Origin of the sequence: Corallococcus sp. NCSPR001 (genome assembly GCF_017309135.1) — a bacterium.
GTDB lineage: Bacteria > Myxococcota > Myxococcia > Myxococcales > Myxococcaceae > Corallococcus.
In genome coordinates this window covers 7,406,600-7,421,826 of record NZ_JAFIMS010000002.1, presented here as the reverse complement: position 1 = coordinate 7,421,826, position 15,227 = coordinate 7,406,600, and the positions used below count along the sequence as shown (strand labels likewise).

At 68.2% G+C, this 15,227-nt stretch carries 13 protein-coding genes; 8 read left to right on the top strand and 5 right to left on the bottom strand.

Annotation, left to right across the window (positions count from 1 at the left end):
• Window positions 1-56: 56 nt before the first annotated feature.
• Window positions 57-3,494, top strand: coding sequence for a hypothetical protein (locus JYJ93_RS31495; protein WP_206798252.1), 3,438 nt, complete (start codon window positions 57-59; stop codon window positions 3,492-3,494).
• Here JYJ93_RS31495 and JYJ93_RS31490 read toward each other — a convergent pair.
• Window positions 3,478-4,074 carry a biotin transporter BioY gene (locus tag JYJ93_RS31490; RefSeq protein ID WP_206798251.1) on the bottom strand — a complete coding sequence of 199 codons (597 nt, stop codon included), beginning with the start codon at window positions 4,072-4,074 and terminating at the stop codon, window positions 3,478-3,480. The genes JYJ93_RS31495 and JYJ93_RS31490 overlap by 17 nt on opposite strands.
• 46 nt (window positions 4,075-4,120) lie before the next feature.
• The gene (locus JYJ93_RS31485) at window positions 4,121-4,873 is read right to left on the bottom strand and encodes an alpha/beta hydrolase (RefSeq protein ID WP_206798250.1); all 753 of its coding nucleotides are present in this window, start codon (window positions 4,871-4,873) and stop codon (window positions 4,121-4,123) included.
• 205 nt (window positions 4,874-5,078) lie between these two features.
• Here JYJ93_RS31485 and JYJ93_RS31480 point away from each other — a divergent pair, with 205 nt between their 5' ends.
• On the top strand, window positions 5,079-5,489 hold the full coding sequence (locus JYJ93_RS31480; protein WP_206798249.1) for an MAPEG family protein: 411 nt from the start codon (window positions 5,079-5,081) through the stop codon (window positions 5,487-5,489).
• A 9-nt stretch (window positions 5,490-5,498) separates the two neighbouring features.
• Here the strand turns inward: JYJ93_RS31480 and JYJ93_RS31475 are convergent, their stop codons facing one another.
• A complete protein-coding gene (locus JYJ93_RS31475) occupies window positions 5,499-6,383 on the bottom strand; it encodes a LysR substrate-binding domain-containing protein (RefSeq protein WP_206798248.1) in 885 nt (294 codons plus the stop codon).
• Window positions 6,384-6,485: 102 nt separating this feature from the next.
• Between JYJ93_RS31475 and JYJ93_RS31470 the strand changes: the two genes are divergently transcribed.
• The 3 genes from JYJ93_RS31470 to JYJ93_RS31460 are packed head-to-tail and all read left to right on the top strand — an operon-like array spanning window position 6,486 to window position 9,917.
• Window positions 6,486-8,117: an acetolactate synthase large subunit gene (locus JYJ93_RS31470; protein WP_206798247.1), complete on the top strand. Its 1,632-nt coding sequence runs from the start codon at window positions 6,486-6,488 to the stop codon at window positions 8,115-8,117.
• A gap of 33 nt (window positions 8,118-8,150) precedes the next feature.
• On the top strand, window positions 8,151-9,584 hold the full coding sequence (locus tag JYJ93_RS31465) for an aldehyde dehydrogenase family protein (RefSeq protein ID WP_206798246.1): 1,434 nt from the start codon (window positions 8,151-8,153) through the stop codon (window positions 9,582-9,584).
• 24 nt (window positions 9,585-9,608) lie between these two features.
• Window positions 9,609-9,917 (top strand): winged helix-turn-helix transcriptional regulator, encoded by a 309-nt coding sequence (locus tag JYJ93_RS31460; RefSeq protein WP_242543994.1) that lies wholly within the window; start codon window positions 9,609-9,611, stop codon window positions 9,915-9,917.
• A gap of 120 nt (window positions 9,918-10,037) precedes the next feature.
• Here the strand turns inward: JYJ93_RS31460 and JYJ93_RS31455 are convergent, their stop codons facing one another.
• On the bottom strand, window positions 10,038-11,159 hold the full coding sequence (locus tag JYJ93_RS31455) for an alpha/beta fold hydrolase (protein WP_206798245.1): 1,122 nt from the start codon (window positions 11,157-11,159) through the stop codon (window positions 10,038-10,040).
• A 58-nt stretch (window positions 11,160-11,217) separates the two neighbouring features.
• The gene (locus tag JYJ93_RS31450) at window positions 11,218-12,282 is read right to left on the bottom strand and encodes a hypothetical protein (RefSeq protein WP_206798244.1); all 1,065 of its coding nucleotides are present in this window, start codon (window positions 12,280-12,282) and stop codon (window positions 11,218-11,220) included.
• A 38-nt stretch (window positions 12,283-12,320) separates the two neighbouring features.
• Here JYJ93_RS31450 and JYJ93_RS31445 point away from each other — a divergent pair, with 38 nt between their 5' ends.
• The 3 genes from JYJ93_RS31445 (at window position 12,321) to JYJ93_RS31435 (ending at window position 15,185) form a co-directional block, all read left to right on the top strand.
• The gene (locus JYJ93_RS31445) at window positions 12,321-13,373 is read left to right on the top strand and encodes a histidine kinase (RefSeq protein WP_206798243.1); all 1,053 of its coding nucleotides are present in this window, start codon (window positions 12,321-12,323) and stop codon (window positions 13,371-13,373) included.
• Window positions 13,370-14,155: a LytTR family DNA-binding domain-containing protein gene (locus tag JYJ93_RS31440; protein WP_206798242.1), complete on the top strand. Its 786-nt coding sequence runs from the start codon at window positions 13,370-13,372 to the stop codon at window positions 14,153-14,155. The genes JYJ93_RS31445 and JYJ93_RS31440 overlap by 4 nt, the downstream gene beginning before the upstream one ends.
• A gap of 103 nt (window positions 14,156-14,258) precedes the next feature.
• Window positions 14,259-15,185 (top strand): PD40 domain-containing protein, encoded by a 927-nt coding sequence (locus tag JYJ93_RS31435; RefSeq protein WP_206798241.1) that lies wholly within the window; start codon window positions 14,259-14,261, stop codon window positions 15,183-15,185.
• Window positions 15,186-15,227: the final 42 nt, after the last annotated feature.

Genomic DNA, 15,227 nt, shown 5'->3' with positions numbered 1-15,227 from the left:
GCCGCCACATCACGGAAGGAGACGCGTGGGGCTATGCTCCGGCTCCACGAGTCCCCATGGAAAAAACTCCAAATCTCCAGGAAGCCATCCAGCGGTTCAATCAGGGGTGTGCTGCTTTCGAGCGCGCGTGGGCCGTCCAGGCCGTGGATCGCTTGAAGTGCGAAGTGGAGAGCCGTACGGCGTTCGTGGACGTGGTGGGCGCCCTGGAATGGGCAGTCAAGCACTGCCTGGAACAGTACTACTCGGAGAAGGTGAGCGAGGAGGAACTGCGGAAGGCGACCACACAGACATTCGAGAGGATGCTCAAGAAGCTCGCTCAGAAGGCCCATCCGAGCCTCGATCGGGAGAGCAGACGCGAACTCCAGACAGCCCGCCAACTGCGCAACCTCGTTCAGCACGAAGCCGCGGCCGCGCATCATGCTGATCTGCGAAAGGCCATCCGGGTCGTCCGCCGCATCCTGAGCGGTTATCTGCCCGCCTTGGAGGAGCAACTCGCCGTTCCTCCTCTAGAAGTCGAAAGCGGGTATACGGCGCCAGTTGCCCACGAAATGGCCGCTGGGCTCCGGCCCGCCCATCGTCATCAGGGGGGCGACGCCTGGGTGACCCGCGCCCTTGAGGTGGGACTCCAGCGGCTCCGGCAGGGACGTGCACAGCATTACGATGCAACGATTGACTCCCTCAAGCTGGAAGCCAAGACGTTCTTGACCCGGCAGGCGCTGGACTTGCTGACGGCGGACCGGCGCGCTTCGGGAACGCTCCCTCTCCTTTCGGACTACATGGAGGCAGAGGCCAAGGACCTCCTCTTGCGCGGTGGTGGCAAGGGCCTGTCGCCCGAGGATGTGGAACGGCTCCGCCACCTGCTTCCGCTCATCAACCGGTATCCTTCCCTGTGTCTGGAGGCAGGTTGGCTCTGTCAGGCGGAAGGGCAAGGACTTCGATTCAAGGACACCTGCTTCCCCGCGCTCCTGGTGGGGCGCCATCTTGCGCGTTCCGGTGTCCAGGCCAGTCCTTTTCGAGGAGACGTGGGAAGGGATCGCTCCTGGAGAGAGGCGGCCTGGATGGCGGTCTCCTCTGGCGACGAGCTGGCCTCATGGACAGCACTCCTTCTGGCCGAGCGGGACCCCCTCTGGCTGCTCGAGCGGGTGGTGGTGACTTGCGCCGCTTTCGCCGCGGTGCGCCCTGGAACAGTGGCCTCACAGGAGGTGGCAACGGCCTTCTCGCTTTGTGTCTCCGCGTTGGTGGCCTTCGCTCCCCGCTGGGTGGAGCGCAATCCGTCTGAGTCATTCCCTGCATGGATGCAGGGGGGGACGCGTCGCATCGAGCACGATCCGGACTCGCCCTGGTTCCTGCCCGTCGAACTCTGGCGCGAGTGCGTGCTGGACCTCGCGGATGCTTCCTGGGTGTTGGGGGCGAGCCTTGGCAGCCACGGCGGCGAGCCTGGGGCTTCCGCCCCGAGTCCCCTGGCGGAGATGCTGTCCTCGCTGGGGCTTTCAGCAAGGCTCTCCACCGAGGAGTCACGCGCTCTGTCAGCACTGTGCGCACCCTCTCTCGCATGGGGCGGAGGGCTGCTGAATCCTGTCTTCTTCAAGCAGGTGTTCTCGGTGCGGAGTCGGATGGAAGCCCTGGTCCAGGAGCCCTTCTTGGAGGCCTGGATGCGGAGTCACGGCATTCGCGCTTTGAAGATTGCGAACCAGCCCGAGACCTGGCGCGCGCTGGCGATTCCTGGAGACGCCCATCCCGCTGGCTATCTGCTCAACCACGCCGGGCTGATCAACGATTGGCACCTGGCATGGTTGCGGTTGGCGGACTCCCACCCCGAGGACGCTGTCCAGGGGTGGGTGAAAGCGGTCAGCTACTTCTCTGGCATGGATGACGCCTCGGATGCGCTTCGGCAACTTCTGCTGGATGAGTGCCTGAAGTTCCTGAGCGACCGCGATTTGAAATCCAAGGCTCTCGCCGCGCTACGTGAGGAGTGTGTTTCCCAGGGCTACGCGGTCGACAGGGTGGGGGAGCGGTACACGACACAGGTGGCAGTCCTGCGGTTGCTCGATTTGGGTGCCTCCGGATGGGGGCAGGTCATCGCCAGATGGACGGCGGAGCCCGCATTGGCGTGGCGCACCCTGCTGGATGCAGGAGCTCCCCAGGAGGACATCGCCGGGTGGTGCATCCAGAAGGCGCTGCTGCGGAGTCAGGCGCCGGCGGCCTACCGTGACGGGCCCGTGGGGGTGTGGACCCACAACATCCAGGCACTCAGCACCGGGCCCTGGCAACTCGCGTTTCAACAGGCGCAGGAGGCACTCGACTGGATCCTGGATGAGGGCGACGCCAGTGCTCTCTCCGTCATGGCTGCGGCATGTCTGTCCCCCGCTTCCAGCCCAGGTCACTTTGATCCCGTGATGGGCAAGCTCGAAACGAACATCTCCATGCCGCTCAGCATGGTGCTCTGGCCACGGGTGATTCACCGCCCTGAGGGCCGCGAGGCCTTCTATACCCACATCGAGCGGGATGGCTTCCCAGGGGACATGTTCTTCCTGGAGGGCAGTCCCCTCCCTGTGGACGAGTCCGAGATCTGGCTGGGGGTCGCATCGCAACTGTTGAATCCCCGCCTGCAGTCGATGAGCAAGGGCGACTCATCCTTCGTGCCCGAGCATGAACGCGCTGAAGCCCGGAGGCTTTTGAGCTGCTTCGAGCAACGGATCAACACCTTGTGGATTACAGAAGGTCAGTGGCCACGGATGACGGCTCTCTTCGAGAGCCAGGGTTGGCCACCTCCCTCCCTCTTCCCCTCGAAGGTGCTGCTTCAGGGAGAACCCTGGGATCGCTCGTGGCCGAGGTTGGAGGTGCAGGCCATCGTGCATGCCTGCGCGGCGGCGCATGGCGTGGATGTAGCAGCCCCGCTGTCCATTCTGTTTCGTCAGTTCAAGGCCATCCCCGTTGCTCAGAGTGGCGATCTCGCGTTGGTGCTAGGCCAGGCACTGGCAGACCTCAGCCAATCCCACCCTGGACATGCGAGCGGGGTTCTGGAGGAGGCGCTTGCGCCTGAAATCCTTCGTTCGATGTGGAAGGACACGACGCGTGCCTTCTGGAGTGCGCTCATTCGAGCGCATGGGAGCGCTCGGGTGCTGGCCAGGATCGACTCGTTGGAGCCCGTGGACTGCGGCCTTGGCCTCGTGGATGCGCTGAGGCGGCTCGATATCGAATCGCTCCGCCAGCGCGAACTTCGCCCAGAGTTGTTGCGGCCGCTGCTGATTCGCGCGAGCCAGGGAGGTTATGTACCCGCCGCGCGCTTCTGGGAGGAGGCCTGGAAGGCCGCGCGCAGCCCTGCGGAGATTCCGGAGCTCCCTGAGCTGCCGCCAGGTCCGTGGCTGGAGGCGCTGCTCACCCAAAGCCAGCACTGGGAGCCGGAGCGTCGTCAGCAGCTGCTACGCCATCTGGCCGGGTTCTCGAAGCACGGGGAGGTTCGTCGCCGCTGTGTGGTCACGCTCTTGATGTGAGCCCCAGGCCTCGTCTCCAGAGGAGGGGCATCAGCATGCCGGCGATGACGGCCTTGAGCAGTCCCCCGGGAATGAAGGGAGCAAAGCCCTTCTGGAAGGCCGTGGCGAAGTCGAGCCCGGCCTTCATCTGGAGCCAGCACACGCCGATGAGCAGGACCAGGAGCTGGCCCGCGAGGAAGAGCGGAACCGCCGTCCACCACCGCCGGTCGTATCCGTGGCGCGCGGCGAGTCCCACGAGGACCGCGGCGGGGAGGAAGCCGACCAGGAAGCCACCGGTGGGCCCGGTGAGCGCGACCCAGCCGCTGGCGCCCTTCGCGAAGAAGGGCAGTCCCACCGCGCCCAGCAGGAGATAGGTGGCCTGTGCCGTCAGGCCCCGTCCAGCCCCGAGCGCCGCCGCCGTGAGGACGACCGCGAGCGTCTGGCCCGTGATGGGCACCGGTGACGCCGGCACGGAGATGGCGACCTGGGCGAGCAGCGCGGTGAACAGCGCCGCGCCCAGGACGAGCGCGGCTTCCTGTGCGCGCGTGCGCACGATGCGGTCCGCCAGGACGCCGGCCGACGAAGAGGGGAGGGGAGACACGGGCCGATGCTCGGTGAGGACGTACGCCGGTGCAAGGCTCGCGGACTCAGGGCCGCGGCGTCATCCGGGCGGCCAGCTCGCGCAGGGCAGCGGCCACGGCGTCCGGGCGTTCAATCCAGGGGAAGTGCGCGGCGCCCTCCACCCGCCGGTGCAGGATGTGCGGCCCCTGGAAGGCGGGCTGCGACCAGGGCGTCTGCTGGACGATGCGGTCCTCGGCGCCGCTGAGGATGAGCGTGGGCAGGGCGCGCGGCCACCAGGCGTGGACATACGTCTCGTCGAAGTTCCGGTCGGACCAGTCCACCGCCGCGCGGTTGTAGGGCATCCGCCGCAACAGCTCGCGCCCTGCCGTCACGCTCCCTGTCGTGAAGTTCCACTCCGCGGACGCCACCGCGATGTCGCGGAGCCGTTCATCCGTGCGCTCGGCTTCATAACGCCGGGTCGCGGCGTCGACCTCGGGCAGGGGATGACGCTGGGTCATCTCGAAGAACGGCGCACGCCAGCTCGAGTCCGGTGCCGTGCTCACGAGCACCAGGCCCACGAGGAGTGATTCCAGCTCCGGCACGGACAGCAGATACATGCCTCCCGTGGAGTGACCCAGATAGACGCAGTTCGGAAGTGCCCGGGCGGCTTCGATGAGCACCCCTGGCCAGATGTCATAGGGATTCCCGGGTGCACCCGGAGGAGAGACATTGGAGCCGTCTCCCGGCAGGTCCACCATCCAGCACGTCCCGGGGACGTCCACCACGTCCGCCAGACCGAACAGACTCTCGGAGCCAATCCCCGGCCCTCCCGGGAGCATCAGCCAGTTGAAGGCGCCTGGCCGCGAACCCCGCCGCCGGAGCCGGACGCCTGATGCCGTGAAGAACGCTTCCGCCGGAGGGTTCAAGGACACGGCACGCAGGGTCACAGGCAACCCTCGCGGCGTCAACGCGGATGTCGTCACATCCCACGGGCGTCATGAAACGGCTAGCGTCCCAGCCTTCTCGTGGTTGGAGGCTCTCGCTTTGACGAACCCCCTGCTCGGCACGCTCTCCCTTGTTCCGGTCACCTCGCTCTACGCCGCGCTCAACGCGTTCCTCACGCTCGCGCTCTCCATCAACGTCAGCATGGTCCGCACGAAGCTCAAGGTGTTCCGGGGCGACGGCGGCCATGCCGGCCTCGGCTCCGCCATTCGCGCGCACGGCAACAACGTCGAGCAGGTCCCCCTGGCGCTCATCCTGCTGCTGCTGGCGGAGCTGAGCGGTGGGAACTCGACGGCGCTCCATGTCTTCGGCGGTGCGCTGCTCGTCGCGCGCCTGGCGCATGCCTTTGGAATGCTCCGCACGAATCCCATCCAGGCGGTCGGCGCGACGCTGACCCTCGTCGTGCAACTGGGCCTCGCGGGATGGCTGCTCTGGCTGCGGCCCTGGGGCTGAAGCCTTCGCCTAACCCACGTCTTCCTTTGCCCGCGCGCGGACCTCCGCCGCGAACAGCTCCGCCGCGGGTGTGCGAGGCGCCCCCTTGCGCCAGAGGAGCGCCGCCAGCTCCGAGCGGGGCGCGGGGGACAGCCGCTTCACCACCAGCCGCTCCGCGTCCGCGAGCCGTGGCTCCGGGAGCACCGTAACGGCCAGGCCCGCGCGGACGATGGCCAGCACGGTGGCCACCGCGTTCGATTCGAGCGCGATGCGAGGCGCGAACCGCATCGCCGCGAAGTGCGCGTCCACGCGGGCGCGCACACGCAGGCCGCGTGACAGGAGCGCGAAGGGCTCCTCCGCGAGCAGCTTCATCCCCACGGACTCCGCGCCCGCCAGGGCATGTCCCCGTGCGACGACGAGCGCGAGCCGGCTGTCGAAGACGGGCTCCGCGTCCAGGTCCGCCAGCCGCGCGGGGGCATAGCCCAGGCCCACGTCCAGCCTTCCATCCGCCAGCTGCCGCTCCAGCTTCCGGACCACGGCCTCCTGCGCGCTCAGCGCCAGCCCGGGATGTCTGCGCAGCACCGCCGCCAGCGCCGGCACCACGAGGCCGCGCATGCTCGGGGGATAGCCCACGCGCAGCGCCCCCGTCGCGAGCCCTCGCAGCGCGCCCACCGCGGACAGGCCCGCGTTCACGTCCTCCAGCGCGCGGGAGGCATAGGTGCGGAACAGCTCCCCGGCCTGCGTGAGCCGCACCCCGGTGCGAGCCCTCTCGAAGAGCGGGGTGCCGACCTCCTCCTCCAGCTGGTGGATCTGGTGCGACAGCGTGGGCTGGGAGACGTGCAACCGCCGCGCGGCGCGCCCGAAGTGCAGCGCGTCCGCGACGGCGGAGAAGTAGCGGAGGTGTCGGAGCTCCATGGGGCCATCATAGACAGCATCTATCGGCCTGATGAAAACAGACGAATGTACGAATCGAGGCCCCCGGGTACATCTTCCTCGTCACCGAAGGAGAGGCACCCCATGAAGGCATCGGATCTGTTCGTGAAGGCGCTCGAAGCGGAGGGCGTGCGCTGTGTCTACGGACTCCCCGGCGAGGAGAACCTGGACCTGCTGGAGTCCATGCGCACCGCAGGCATGCGCCTGGTCGTCACCCGGCACGAGCAGGCGGCCGGGTTCATGGCCGCTACGCAGGGACGGCTCACCGGACGCGCGGGCGTGTGTCTGGCGACGCTGGGGCCGGGGGCCACCAACCTCGTCACCGCGGCCGCGTACGCGCAGCTCGGCGCCATGCCCATGGTGATGCTCACCGGCCAGAAGCCCATCAAGTTGAGCAAGCAGGGCCACTTCCAGATTGTCGACGTCGTCGGGATGATGCGGCCGCTCACCAAGTCGACCCGCACGCTCGTGTCCGCGGAGCACGTGCCCTCGGCGGTGCGTGAGGCCTTCCGCCGCGCGGAGGAGGAGCGCCCCGGCGCCACCCACCTGGAGTTGCCCGAGGACGTGGCGCGCGAGTCCACCGAAGCGCAGCCCCTGTCGCCGGGGGTGGCGCGAAGGCCGGTGGCGGATGAGGCCTCCATCGCCCAGGCGGTGGACGCGCTCGCTTCGGCCCGCCGTCCGCTGCTGATGATTGGCGCGGGGGCCAACCGCAAGCTGACGTCGGAGATGCTCCGCGCCTTCGTGGACCGGGTGGGGCTGCCCTTCTTCAGCACGCAGATGGGCAAGGGCGTGGTGGATGAGACGCATCCCTTGTGGATGGGCACCGCCGCGCTGTCCGACGGCGACTTCGTCCACCGCGCCATCGAGGCCTCGGACTGCATCCTCAACGTGGGCCATGACGTCATCGAGAAGCCTCCGTTCGTGATGCGCGACGGCCGCCGCACGGTCATCCACCTGAACTTCTCCTCGGCGGAGGTCGACCCCGTGTACTTCCCGCAGGTGCAGGTGACGGGAGACCTGGCGAACGCCGTGTGGCGCATCGCGGAGGGCGTGGGCCCGCGCTCGCACTGGGACTTCACGCCCTTCGAGAAGTCGAGAGCGGGGCTCGACGCGCAGTTCATCAGTGGCGCCGCGGATGACCGCTTCCCCATCTACCCCGCGCGGCTGGTCGCGGAGGTGCGCCGCGCCATGCCGGATGACGGCGTCGTGTGTCTGGACAACGGCATGTACAAGCTGTGGTTCGCCCGCTACTACCGCTGCCGCCGGCCCAACACGCTGCTGCTCGACAACGCGCTCGCGACGATGGGCGCGGGCCTGCCGTCCGCCATCGCCGCGAAGCTCGTGCACCCGCGCCGCAAGGTGGTGGCCGTCTGCGGTGACGGTGGGTTCATGATGAACTCGCAGGAGCTGGAGACGGCGGTGCGCCTGAAGCTGGACCTGACCGTGATCGTCGTGCGCGACGACGCCTACGGGATGATCCGCTGGAAGCAGGAGGAGATGGGCCTTCCCGACTACGGGATGACGTTGGGCAATCCAGACTTCGTCCGCTACGCGGAGGCCTACGGCGCACGGGGCCACCGTCCGGCGAGCGCCACCGAGTTCGGTGCCACGCTCACGCGCTGCCTGGAGTCGGGCGGCGTGCACGTCATCGACCTGCCCATTGATTACACGGACACCGCGCGGGCGCTCGGTGCCGGTCCCCTGGTGGAGGCGTGAGCCATGGACAGACACATGAAAGAGAGAACCCCCATGCTGGCTGAGCGCTATCCGTACTATCTGGCCAACCGGCCCATGCAGCCCAACGCGGAGCTGCCCGTCACCGACAAGTACACCGGGGAGGTCGTCACGCGAGTGGCCGTGGCGGACGCCGCCGCCGTGGAGGAGGCCATCGCCGCGGCGGTGCGAGCGGCGGGGCCCATGCGCAAGCTGGCGCCCTATGCCCGGCAGCAGGTGCTGGAGCACTGCGTGCGCCGCTTCCAGGAGCGGGCGGAGGAGTTCGCGCTCGCCCTCTGCATCGAGGCGGGCAAGCCGCTGCGCGACGCGCGAGCGGAAGTCGTCCGGCTCATCGAGACCTTCAAGGCGGCGGCGGAGGAGGCGGTGCGCGGCGGCGGCGAGGTCCTCAACCTGGAGGTGTCTCAGCGCGCGGCGGGCTACCGGGGTTTCACCCAACGTGTGCCGGTGGGGCCGTGCTCGTTCATCACCCCGTTCAACTTCCCGCTCAACCTGGTGGCGCACAAGGTGGCGCCCGCCATCGCCGCGGGATGCCCCTTCGTCCTCAAGCCGTCGGACCGCACGCCGGTGAGCGCGCTGCTCATGGCGGAGGTGCTCGCGGAGACGGCGCTGCCCGAAGGCGCCTTCTCCGTGCTGCCCACGCGCCTGGAGGACGTGGGGCCCTTCATCGAGGACGACCGGCTGAAGCTGTTGTCGTTCACCGGCTCGGAGAAGGTGGGCTGGGATTTGAAGGCCCGCGCCGGCCGCAAGAAGGTGGTGCTGGAGCTGGGCGGCAACGCGGCCTGCGTGGTGGACGCGGACCAGGCCGGGCGCCTGGACTTCGTCGCGGACCGCATCGCGCAGGGCGCCTTCTTCCAGGCGGGGCAGAGCTGCATCTCCGTGCAGCGCGTGCTCGCGCACGAGTCGGTCTACGACGCGCTGAAGGAGCGGCTCGTCACGAGGGCGAAGGCTCTGCGCGCGGGCAATCCCCGGGATGACTCCACCACGCTGGGGCCGCTGATTGACGAGCCCGCGGCGCGGCGGCTGGAGGGCTGGATTCAGCAGGCCGTGGAGCGGGGGGCCCGGGTGTTGACGGGAGGAGGGCGGCGCGGCGCGCTGCTCGAAGCCACGGTGCTGGAGGGCGTGCCGGAGGACGCGGCGCTGTGCGCGGAGGAGGCCTTCGGTCCGGTGGTGCTGCTTCAGCCGTTCCGAGACTTCGACGAGGCCCTGCACCGGGTGAATGACAGCCGTTACGGCCTCCAGGCGGGGCTCTTCACCCAGGACCTGTCCCAGGCGATGCGGGCCTGGGATGAGCTGGAGGTGGGCGGAGTCGTCGTCGGTGACGTGCCCAGCTTCCGGGTGGACACCATGCCTTACGGTGGCGTGAAGGGCTCCGGGCTGGGCCGCGAGGGCGTGAAGTACGCCATGGAGGACATGACGGAGGTGCGGCTGCTGGTGCTCCGTCAGTCGTGAGCCGCCGGGCTTCGCCAGTCGAGTATGGCTCGACTGGCGGTGTTGAACACGGACGGCTCGCTAGACGACTTGCTCTTCCTTCAGGGCGGCGTCATGGTCACCAGGCGTGTAGATCGGAAGCTCTCCGTGCTCGGCGGTCTGCTTCTGGTCATGGAAGTCACGCGGCGTATCCCTGAAGCCACCCAACGCATGCTCACGCTCCAGCCGGACGAGCTGGAGGAAGGCGGCGTCATCGTGCGCCGCGTCTACCCACAGGTGCCGCCGAAGGTGGAATACGAGTTCACGCCCTTCGGTCACTCACTGGCGCCGGTCCTGCTCACGCTGCGCGAATGAGGCATGACCTCCTTGCGCAGCCACGGTGTCGAACCCGATGCACTGCCTACGTGTCTGGCGAGCAAAAGAATCCGCCGTGATGCATTTGAAGTCCGTCGTCCTCCGGTCCAGGGGGCTGGGTTACTCGCGCTTCGCCAGCGGCAGCACGTCCTGGACCAGGTGCAGGAGCACACGCCCGGGCTCCTCCACCATCATCATGTGCGCGGAGTGCTCGAACCAGACGAGCTGCTTGCCCGGCGCGCTGACCCGCTGGAGCCACTCGGCCGCGACCTGCGAGGGCGTCGTGGTGTCGTGCCGCCCCGCGAAGATGACGACCGGGCACTCGAAGCGGGTCACCTGCGTGTAGTCGAACCGCCCCAGGTCCGGCAGCAGGTGGGGCAACGAGAGCTGTGAACCCAGGTCGATCGCCTCCACATCCCGGGGCCCGTAGTCGGGAGAGAGCTCGGCCAGGTTGAGGTAGTGCAGGATGCCGTCGCGGCCATGCACCAGGCCACCGAAGGCGTTGGACCACTTGCGCTCGACGCCCAGCTTCGCGAGCGGGAGCGAGCCGTCCTGCTCCGGATAGGGCGCGATTGCCTTCAGCTCCTGGACAGCCGTCGTGTGGTGCGCGGCCTCCGCCTGGGCGAGCGTCAGCGCGTAACCGACGCGCTCGTTCTCCCGGCCGCTGATGACCTGTCCCATCCCCACGTAGGCGAACAGCCACTCCGGATGCCTCTGGGCAAGCCCCAGCCCCACGAGGCTTCCCCATGAGTGTCCCAGGACGAAGACCTTCTCCTGGCCATAACGGGCGCGCAGGTACTGGACGACCTCCGCGGCGTCCTCGGTGATTCGCTCGAGCGAAAGCGTGGGACCGATCAACGCGGGGTCGTTCGCGGTGTATGTCTTGCCGCTGCCACGCTGGTCCCACTGCACCACGGTGAAGAAGTCCTCCCAGCCCCCTTGGAAGGCCCAGCTCGTGGGCAGCTCCGGTGAGGCGGGCCCGCCGTGGATCATCAGCAGGAGGGGGTTGTTCCGGTCCCGCCCCCGGACGGAGATCCACTGCTTCGTTCCTCCCACTGGAATCTCCAGCAGCTCCTCCACGCCATTCTTCGTCGCGATCTTCCTCGCGTCCGCGATGATGGCCCGGGCATCCACCTGCGGAGCCGAAGGGGTCGCGCAAGCCGACCCGAGCGCAAGGCCGCAGACCCCGGCGCACCGGGCGAGCACGGCCAGGTGACGCCGCGACAGCGAAGCGAATGGCATGAGGAGAACCGTCCTTCTCGTGCGAGAGGGGGCGATGGAGTGGCTCCGGGGATGCGTGTCAGTTCTCATACTTCTGACAGGTGGTCCCGCCGTTGGCGTTCTTGACGTAATACATCAGGCCGACATTCGGCTCCTTGAGGACCGCGCCGAATGCCGACGAGAACGCGTTGAAGTCTGTGTAGAAGAGGTGCCCGCTGAAATTGGGGTCGCGGTAATAGATGCAGTCCTTCTTGATGCTGACACCGCAGAGGGTGATGGCATGGGTCGACGCCCCCAGCGTCTGGACCAGGGGGCATTTGTAGGCAACCATGCCGATCACACTCGTGAGGTTCTGCTTCGTGGAGCTGTCGATGGCCCCCATGCTGAGCGGGGAACCACACCAGAGCGGGCCATGGACCTTCATGAAGGCATCAAGCTCGCTGGTGCTGCTCAGGGCCTTCAGCGTCGTCAGCTTGTCCAGGCCCTTGAAGCCCAGCATCGTCAGCAGGTAGCCCCGGGCGAAGCCCTGCTTCCTCCAGTCCATGAATTGTTGCAGGGATGTCTCCACCTCCTGGGCGCTGTGCTTCTTGGTGGCGACGAAGCTGCTTTCAATCTGGCTGCGGTAGAAGCGGATGTCCTGCTCGCTGTGCTGCCCGGTCAGGACCTGGAGGATTTCGTCCAGCCCATCGAACTGTCTGCCTTCGAGCTGGCTGAGGGAGCCCTTGATGCCGGAGGGCAAGGGCATGTCCTGCGGCCGGATGAAGCTGGGCGTTGGCACCAGCTTCGCGTTCATGGGGTTGAACATGGAGTCCGGCAGGAGATCCCACTTGTAGGTGGGCTCCAGCGCCTTGAAGCCCGTCTGGCTCAAGGCGGAGTTGAGCTGCACCTTGTCCTTGTTCATGGCCGAGCCCATGAAGTTCTTGTGCGCGACCAGCAGGTCCTGATCACCCAGGTTGTTCAGGTTCTGGTTGTTGGAGGCGATGAAGGTGCTGATCTTCCGGATGAGGGAGACCCACTTCTGTCCCGCGGGAGGCCAGGGCTCATGGCAGCGGGCCACCATCTTGGCCGCGTAGTACCAGCACGTCGGGCCCTTCTGGGCGTTGGTCGAGTTGCCGATGGGGGGCACCGCGTAGAGGATCGACATGGCGTTCCAAGCATAAGCCGGGCGTAGAGTGCGGCGTCATGGCACGTCGTGGAACCTGGCAGGCATGGGCAGTCGCATCCGCCTACTGGTCGCTGGCCGGCCTGGCGGCCGCGAGCGAATCCCACTCCGTGGGTGGGGTGGAATGGGGACATGCGCTGCTCACGTCGATGGCGGCCCACCTCCTCTGGGTGCCCCTCACCATCGCCATCCTCGAGTTCGGGCTGCGCTTCCCACTGGAGCGGCGGCGGGTGACGTCACGGGTCGCGCTCCACGTGGCCGGAGCGCTCGCTGTCTCGTTCATCCGGGCGGCGCTGATCTTCTCCCTGGACCCCTGGGTCGGCTGGTACGCGCGGCGTCCCCCCTTCGTGGACGTGCTCGAGCACGCGCTGCTCTCCAACCCGTTCGTCTATCTGACCGTGCTCGGCGTGGCGCATGCGGTCCATTACGCGGACCTGCTCCACCTGAGGGACACCCAGCTGGCCCGCGCGCAGCTGCACGCGCTCAAGGCGCAGCTGCACCCCCACTTCCTCTTCAACACGCTGAACTCCATCTCCGCGCTCGTGCATCGCGACCCGGACGGGAGCGAGCGGATGATCGCGCGGCTGAGCGACCTGCTCCGCGGCACGCTCGAAGCCGCGGGCACGGAGGAGGTGTCTCTTCAGGAGGAGCTGCGCGCGCTCCAGCCGTACCTGGACATCCAGGGGGTGCGCTTCGCGGACCGGCTCACGGTGAAGCACGACATCGCGCGGGACGCGCTCGGGGCCCACGTCCCGCACCTTGTGCTCCAGCCGCTCGTGGAGAACGCCATCCAGCATGGAATCGCGCCGGGCTCGGAGCCGGGGACGGTGACGCTGGTCGCGCGGCGTGAAGGGCCAGAGCTCCACCTGGAGGTCCGCGATGACGGCGTCGGCCTCAAGGAGCGCCCGGCGGACATCTCCCAGGGCGTGCGCGGCGGCCGGGGCCTGCGCATCACCCGCGAGCGCCTGGCGCAGCTTTATGGCGGTGCCCACCGGTTGGAGCTCCGCGACGCGGTGGGCGGTGGCACCACGGTGGCGCTCGCCATTCCCTTCCGCACGGAGCCCTCCCCATGAGCGCCGCCATGCGCGTGCTCATCGTCGATGACGAGCCGCTCGCCCGTCAGCGACTGAAGGACCTGCTGGCGGAGGCCCCCGACATGCGACTGGTGGGAGAGTGCCGCAACGGCCACGAGGCCATCGCGGCCATCGGCTCCGAGCGGCCGGACCTCGTGCTGCTGGACGTGGAGATGCCCGGGCCGGACGGCTTCGGCGTCCTCCGGGCGCTCGCCCCCGGACATGCGCCCGCCGTCATCTTCGTGACGGCCCACCGGGACTTCGCGGTGCAGGCCTTCGAGGCCAACGCGCTCGACTATCTGCTCAAGCCCTTCGACCGTGAGCGCTTCCGCGCCAGCCTGGAGCGTGCGCGCGACCGGCGGCGGACCGTGCCGTCCTCCCTGGACGCGGCGCTGCTCGAACGGCTCCAGTCGCTCGCCGCCCAGCCCTCCGCCTCGCCCGCGCGCTACGTGACGCGGCTCGTGGCCCGGGTGGGGTGGCGCATGCGCTTCCTGCCGGTGGAGGACATCGACTACCTGACGGCGGAGGGGAACTACGTCGCCGTGCACGTGGGGAAGCAGTCGCACTTCACGCGCGAGACGATGGCGGCGCTGGAGGAGAAGCTCGACCCCAGGCTGTTCCTGCGCGCGCACCGCTCGTTCATCGTGCGGTTGGACCGCATCGAGGAGGTGGAGCCGCTTCCCCCCGGTGAGTTCGTGTTCGTCCTGCGGGATGGCACCCGGCTGACGTCGGGCCGCAGCTACCGCGCGCAGGTGCAACGCGCGCTGGAGCTGTCGCCGTGAGGCCTCCTTCCACCGTTCGTCCCTGACCCTCCACGGTTCGTCACATCTCCTTGGACCCGTTCGCCGCCGTCGGGCGACGGTGGTTTCAACAAAGGAGATGCACATGCGTCGTTTCGCCAGGCAGTGGTCGATGAACGTCCTCCTCGCCGTCTGCGCGGTGTCGGGTTCCGCGGGTGCCCGGGAGCTGGAGCCGGAGCCCGCGTTCGGGTCGCGGCCCCGGTGCGAGCCGGGCGGCAGCCTCTTCGCGCCCGGGGAGATCTCGCTGGAGGAGCGCTCGGAGTACCGGCTCGCGCTGTCCGCGGATGGGAAGACGGCGTACTACCACGTTGACTCGGACACGCCGCCGTACCAGGCCATCTACGTGACCCAGCGCAAGGACGGCCACTGGGGGCCCGGCGAGGTGGTGTCGTTCTCGGGCACGTACAGGGACTCGGATCCGTTCCTCGCTCCGGATGGGCAGAGCCTCTTCTTCTCCTCCACCCGCCCCGTGAACGGAGGCGCCGAGCGCCTGGACACCGACCTCTGGGTCGTGCACCGCGTCCGTGATGGCTGGGGAACGCCCGAGCACCTGGGGCCGCTCGTGAACTCACCCAGGGAGGAGCTGTACGCCAGCGTGACGCGCGACGGGACGGTCTACTTCGCGAGCGGTACGTTCGACACGGACTTCGACATGTACCGCGTCCGGCGACAGGGCAATCACTACACCGCGCCGGAGAACCTGGGCCCTGGGGTGAACACCCCGGACTCGTGGGAGTACAACCCCTGGGTGTCCCCGGATGGGCGGGTGCTAGTGTTCGCCTCGCTCAACCGCCCCGGAGGCTACGGGCTGGGGGACCTGTACGTGAGCTTCAACGTCGCGGGCACCTGGACGCCCGCCGCCAACCTGGGGCCCGCCGTGAACACGGAGAAGGACGAGTTCCACCCCACGCTGAGCCGTGACCTGGGGCAGCTCTACTTCGTGCGGCAGACGTGGGATCCGTTCGTGCCCTCGGACTTCTACCACCTGGACACGCGCTGCCTCTGGCGCTGACAGGGCGCACGACAGGAATTGCCGCGCGGCTCCTGGCGTGTT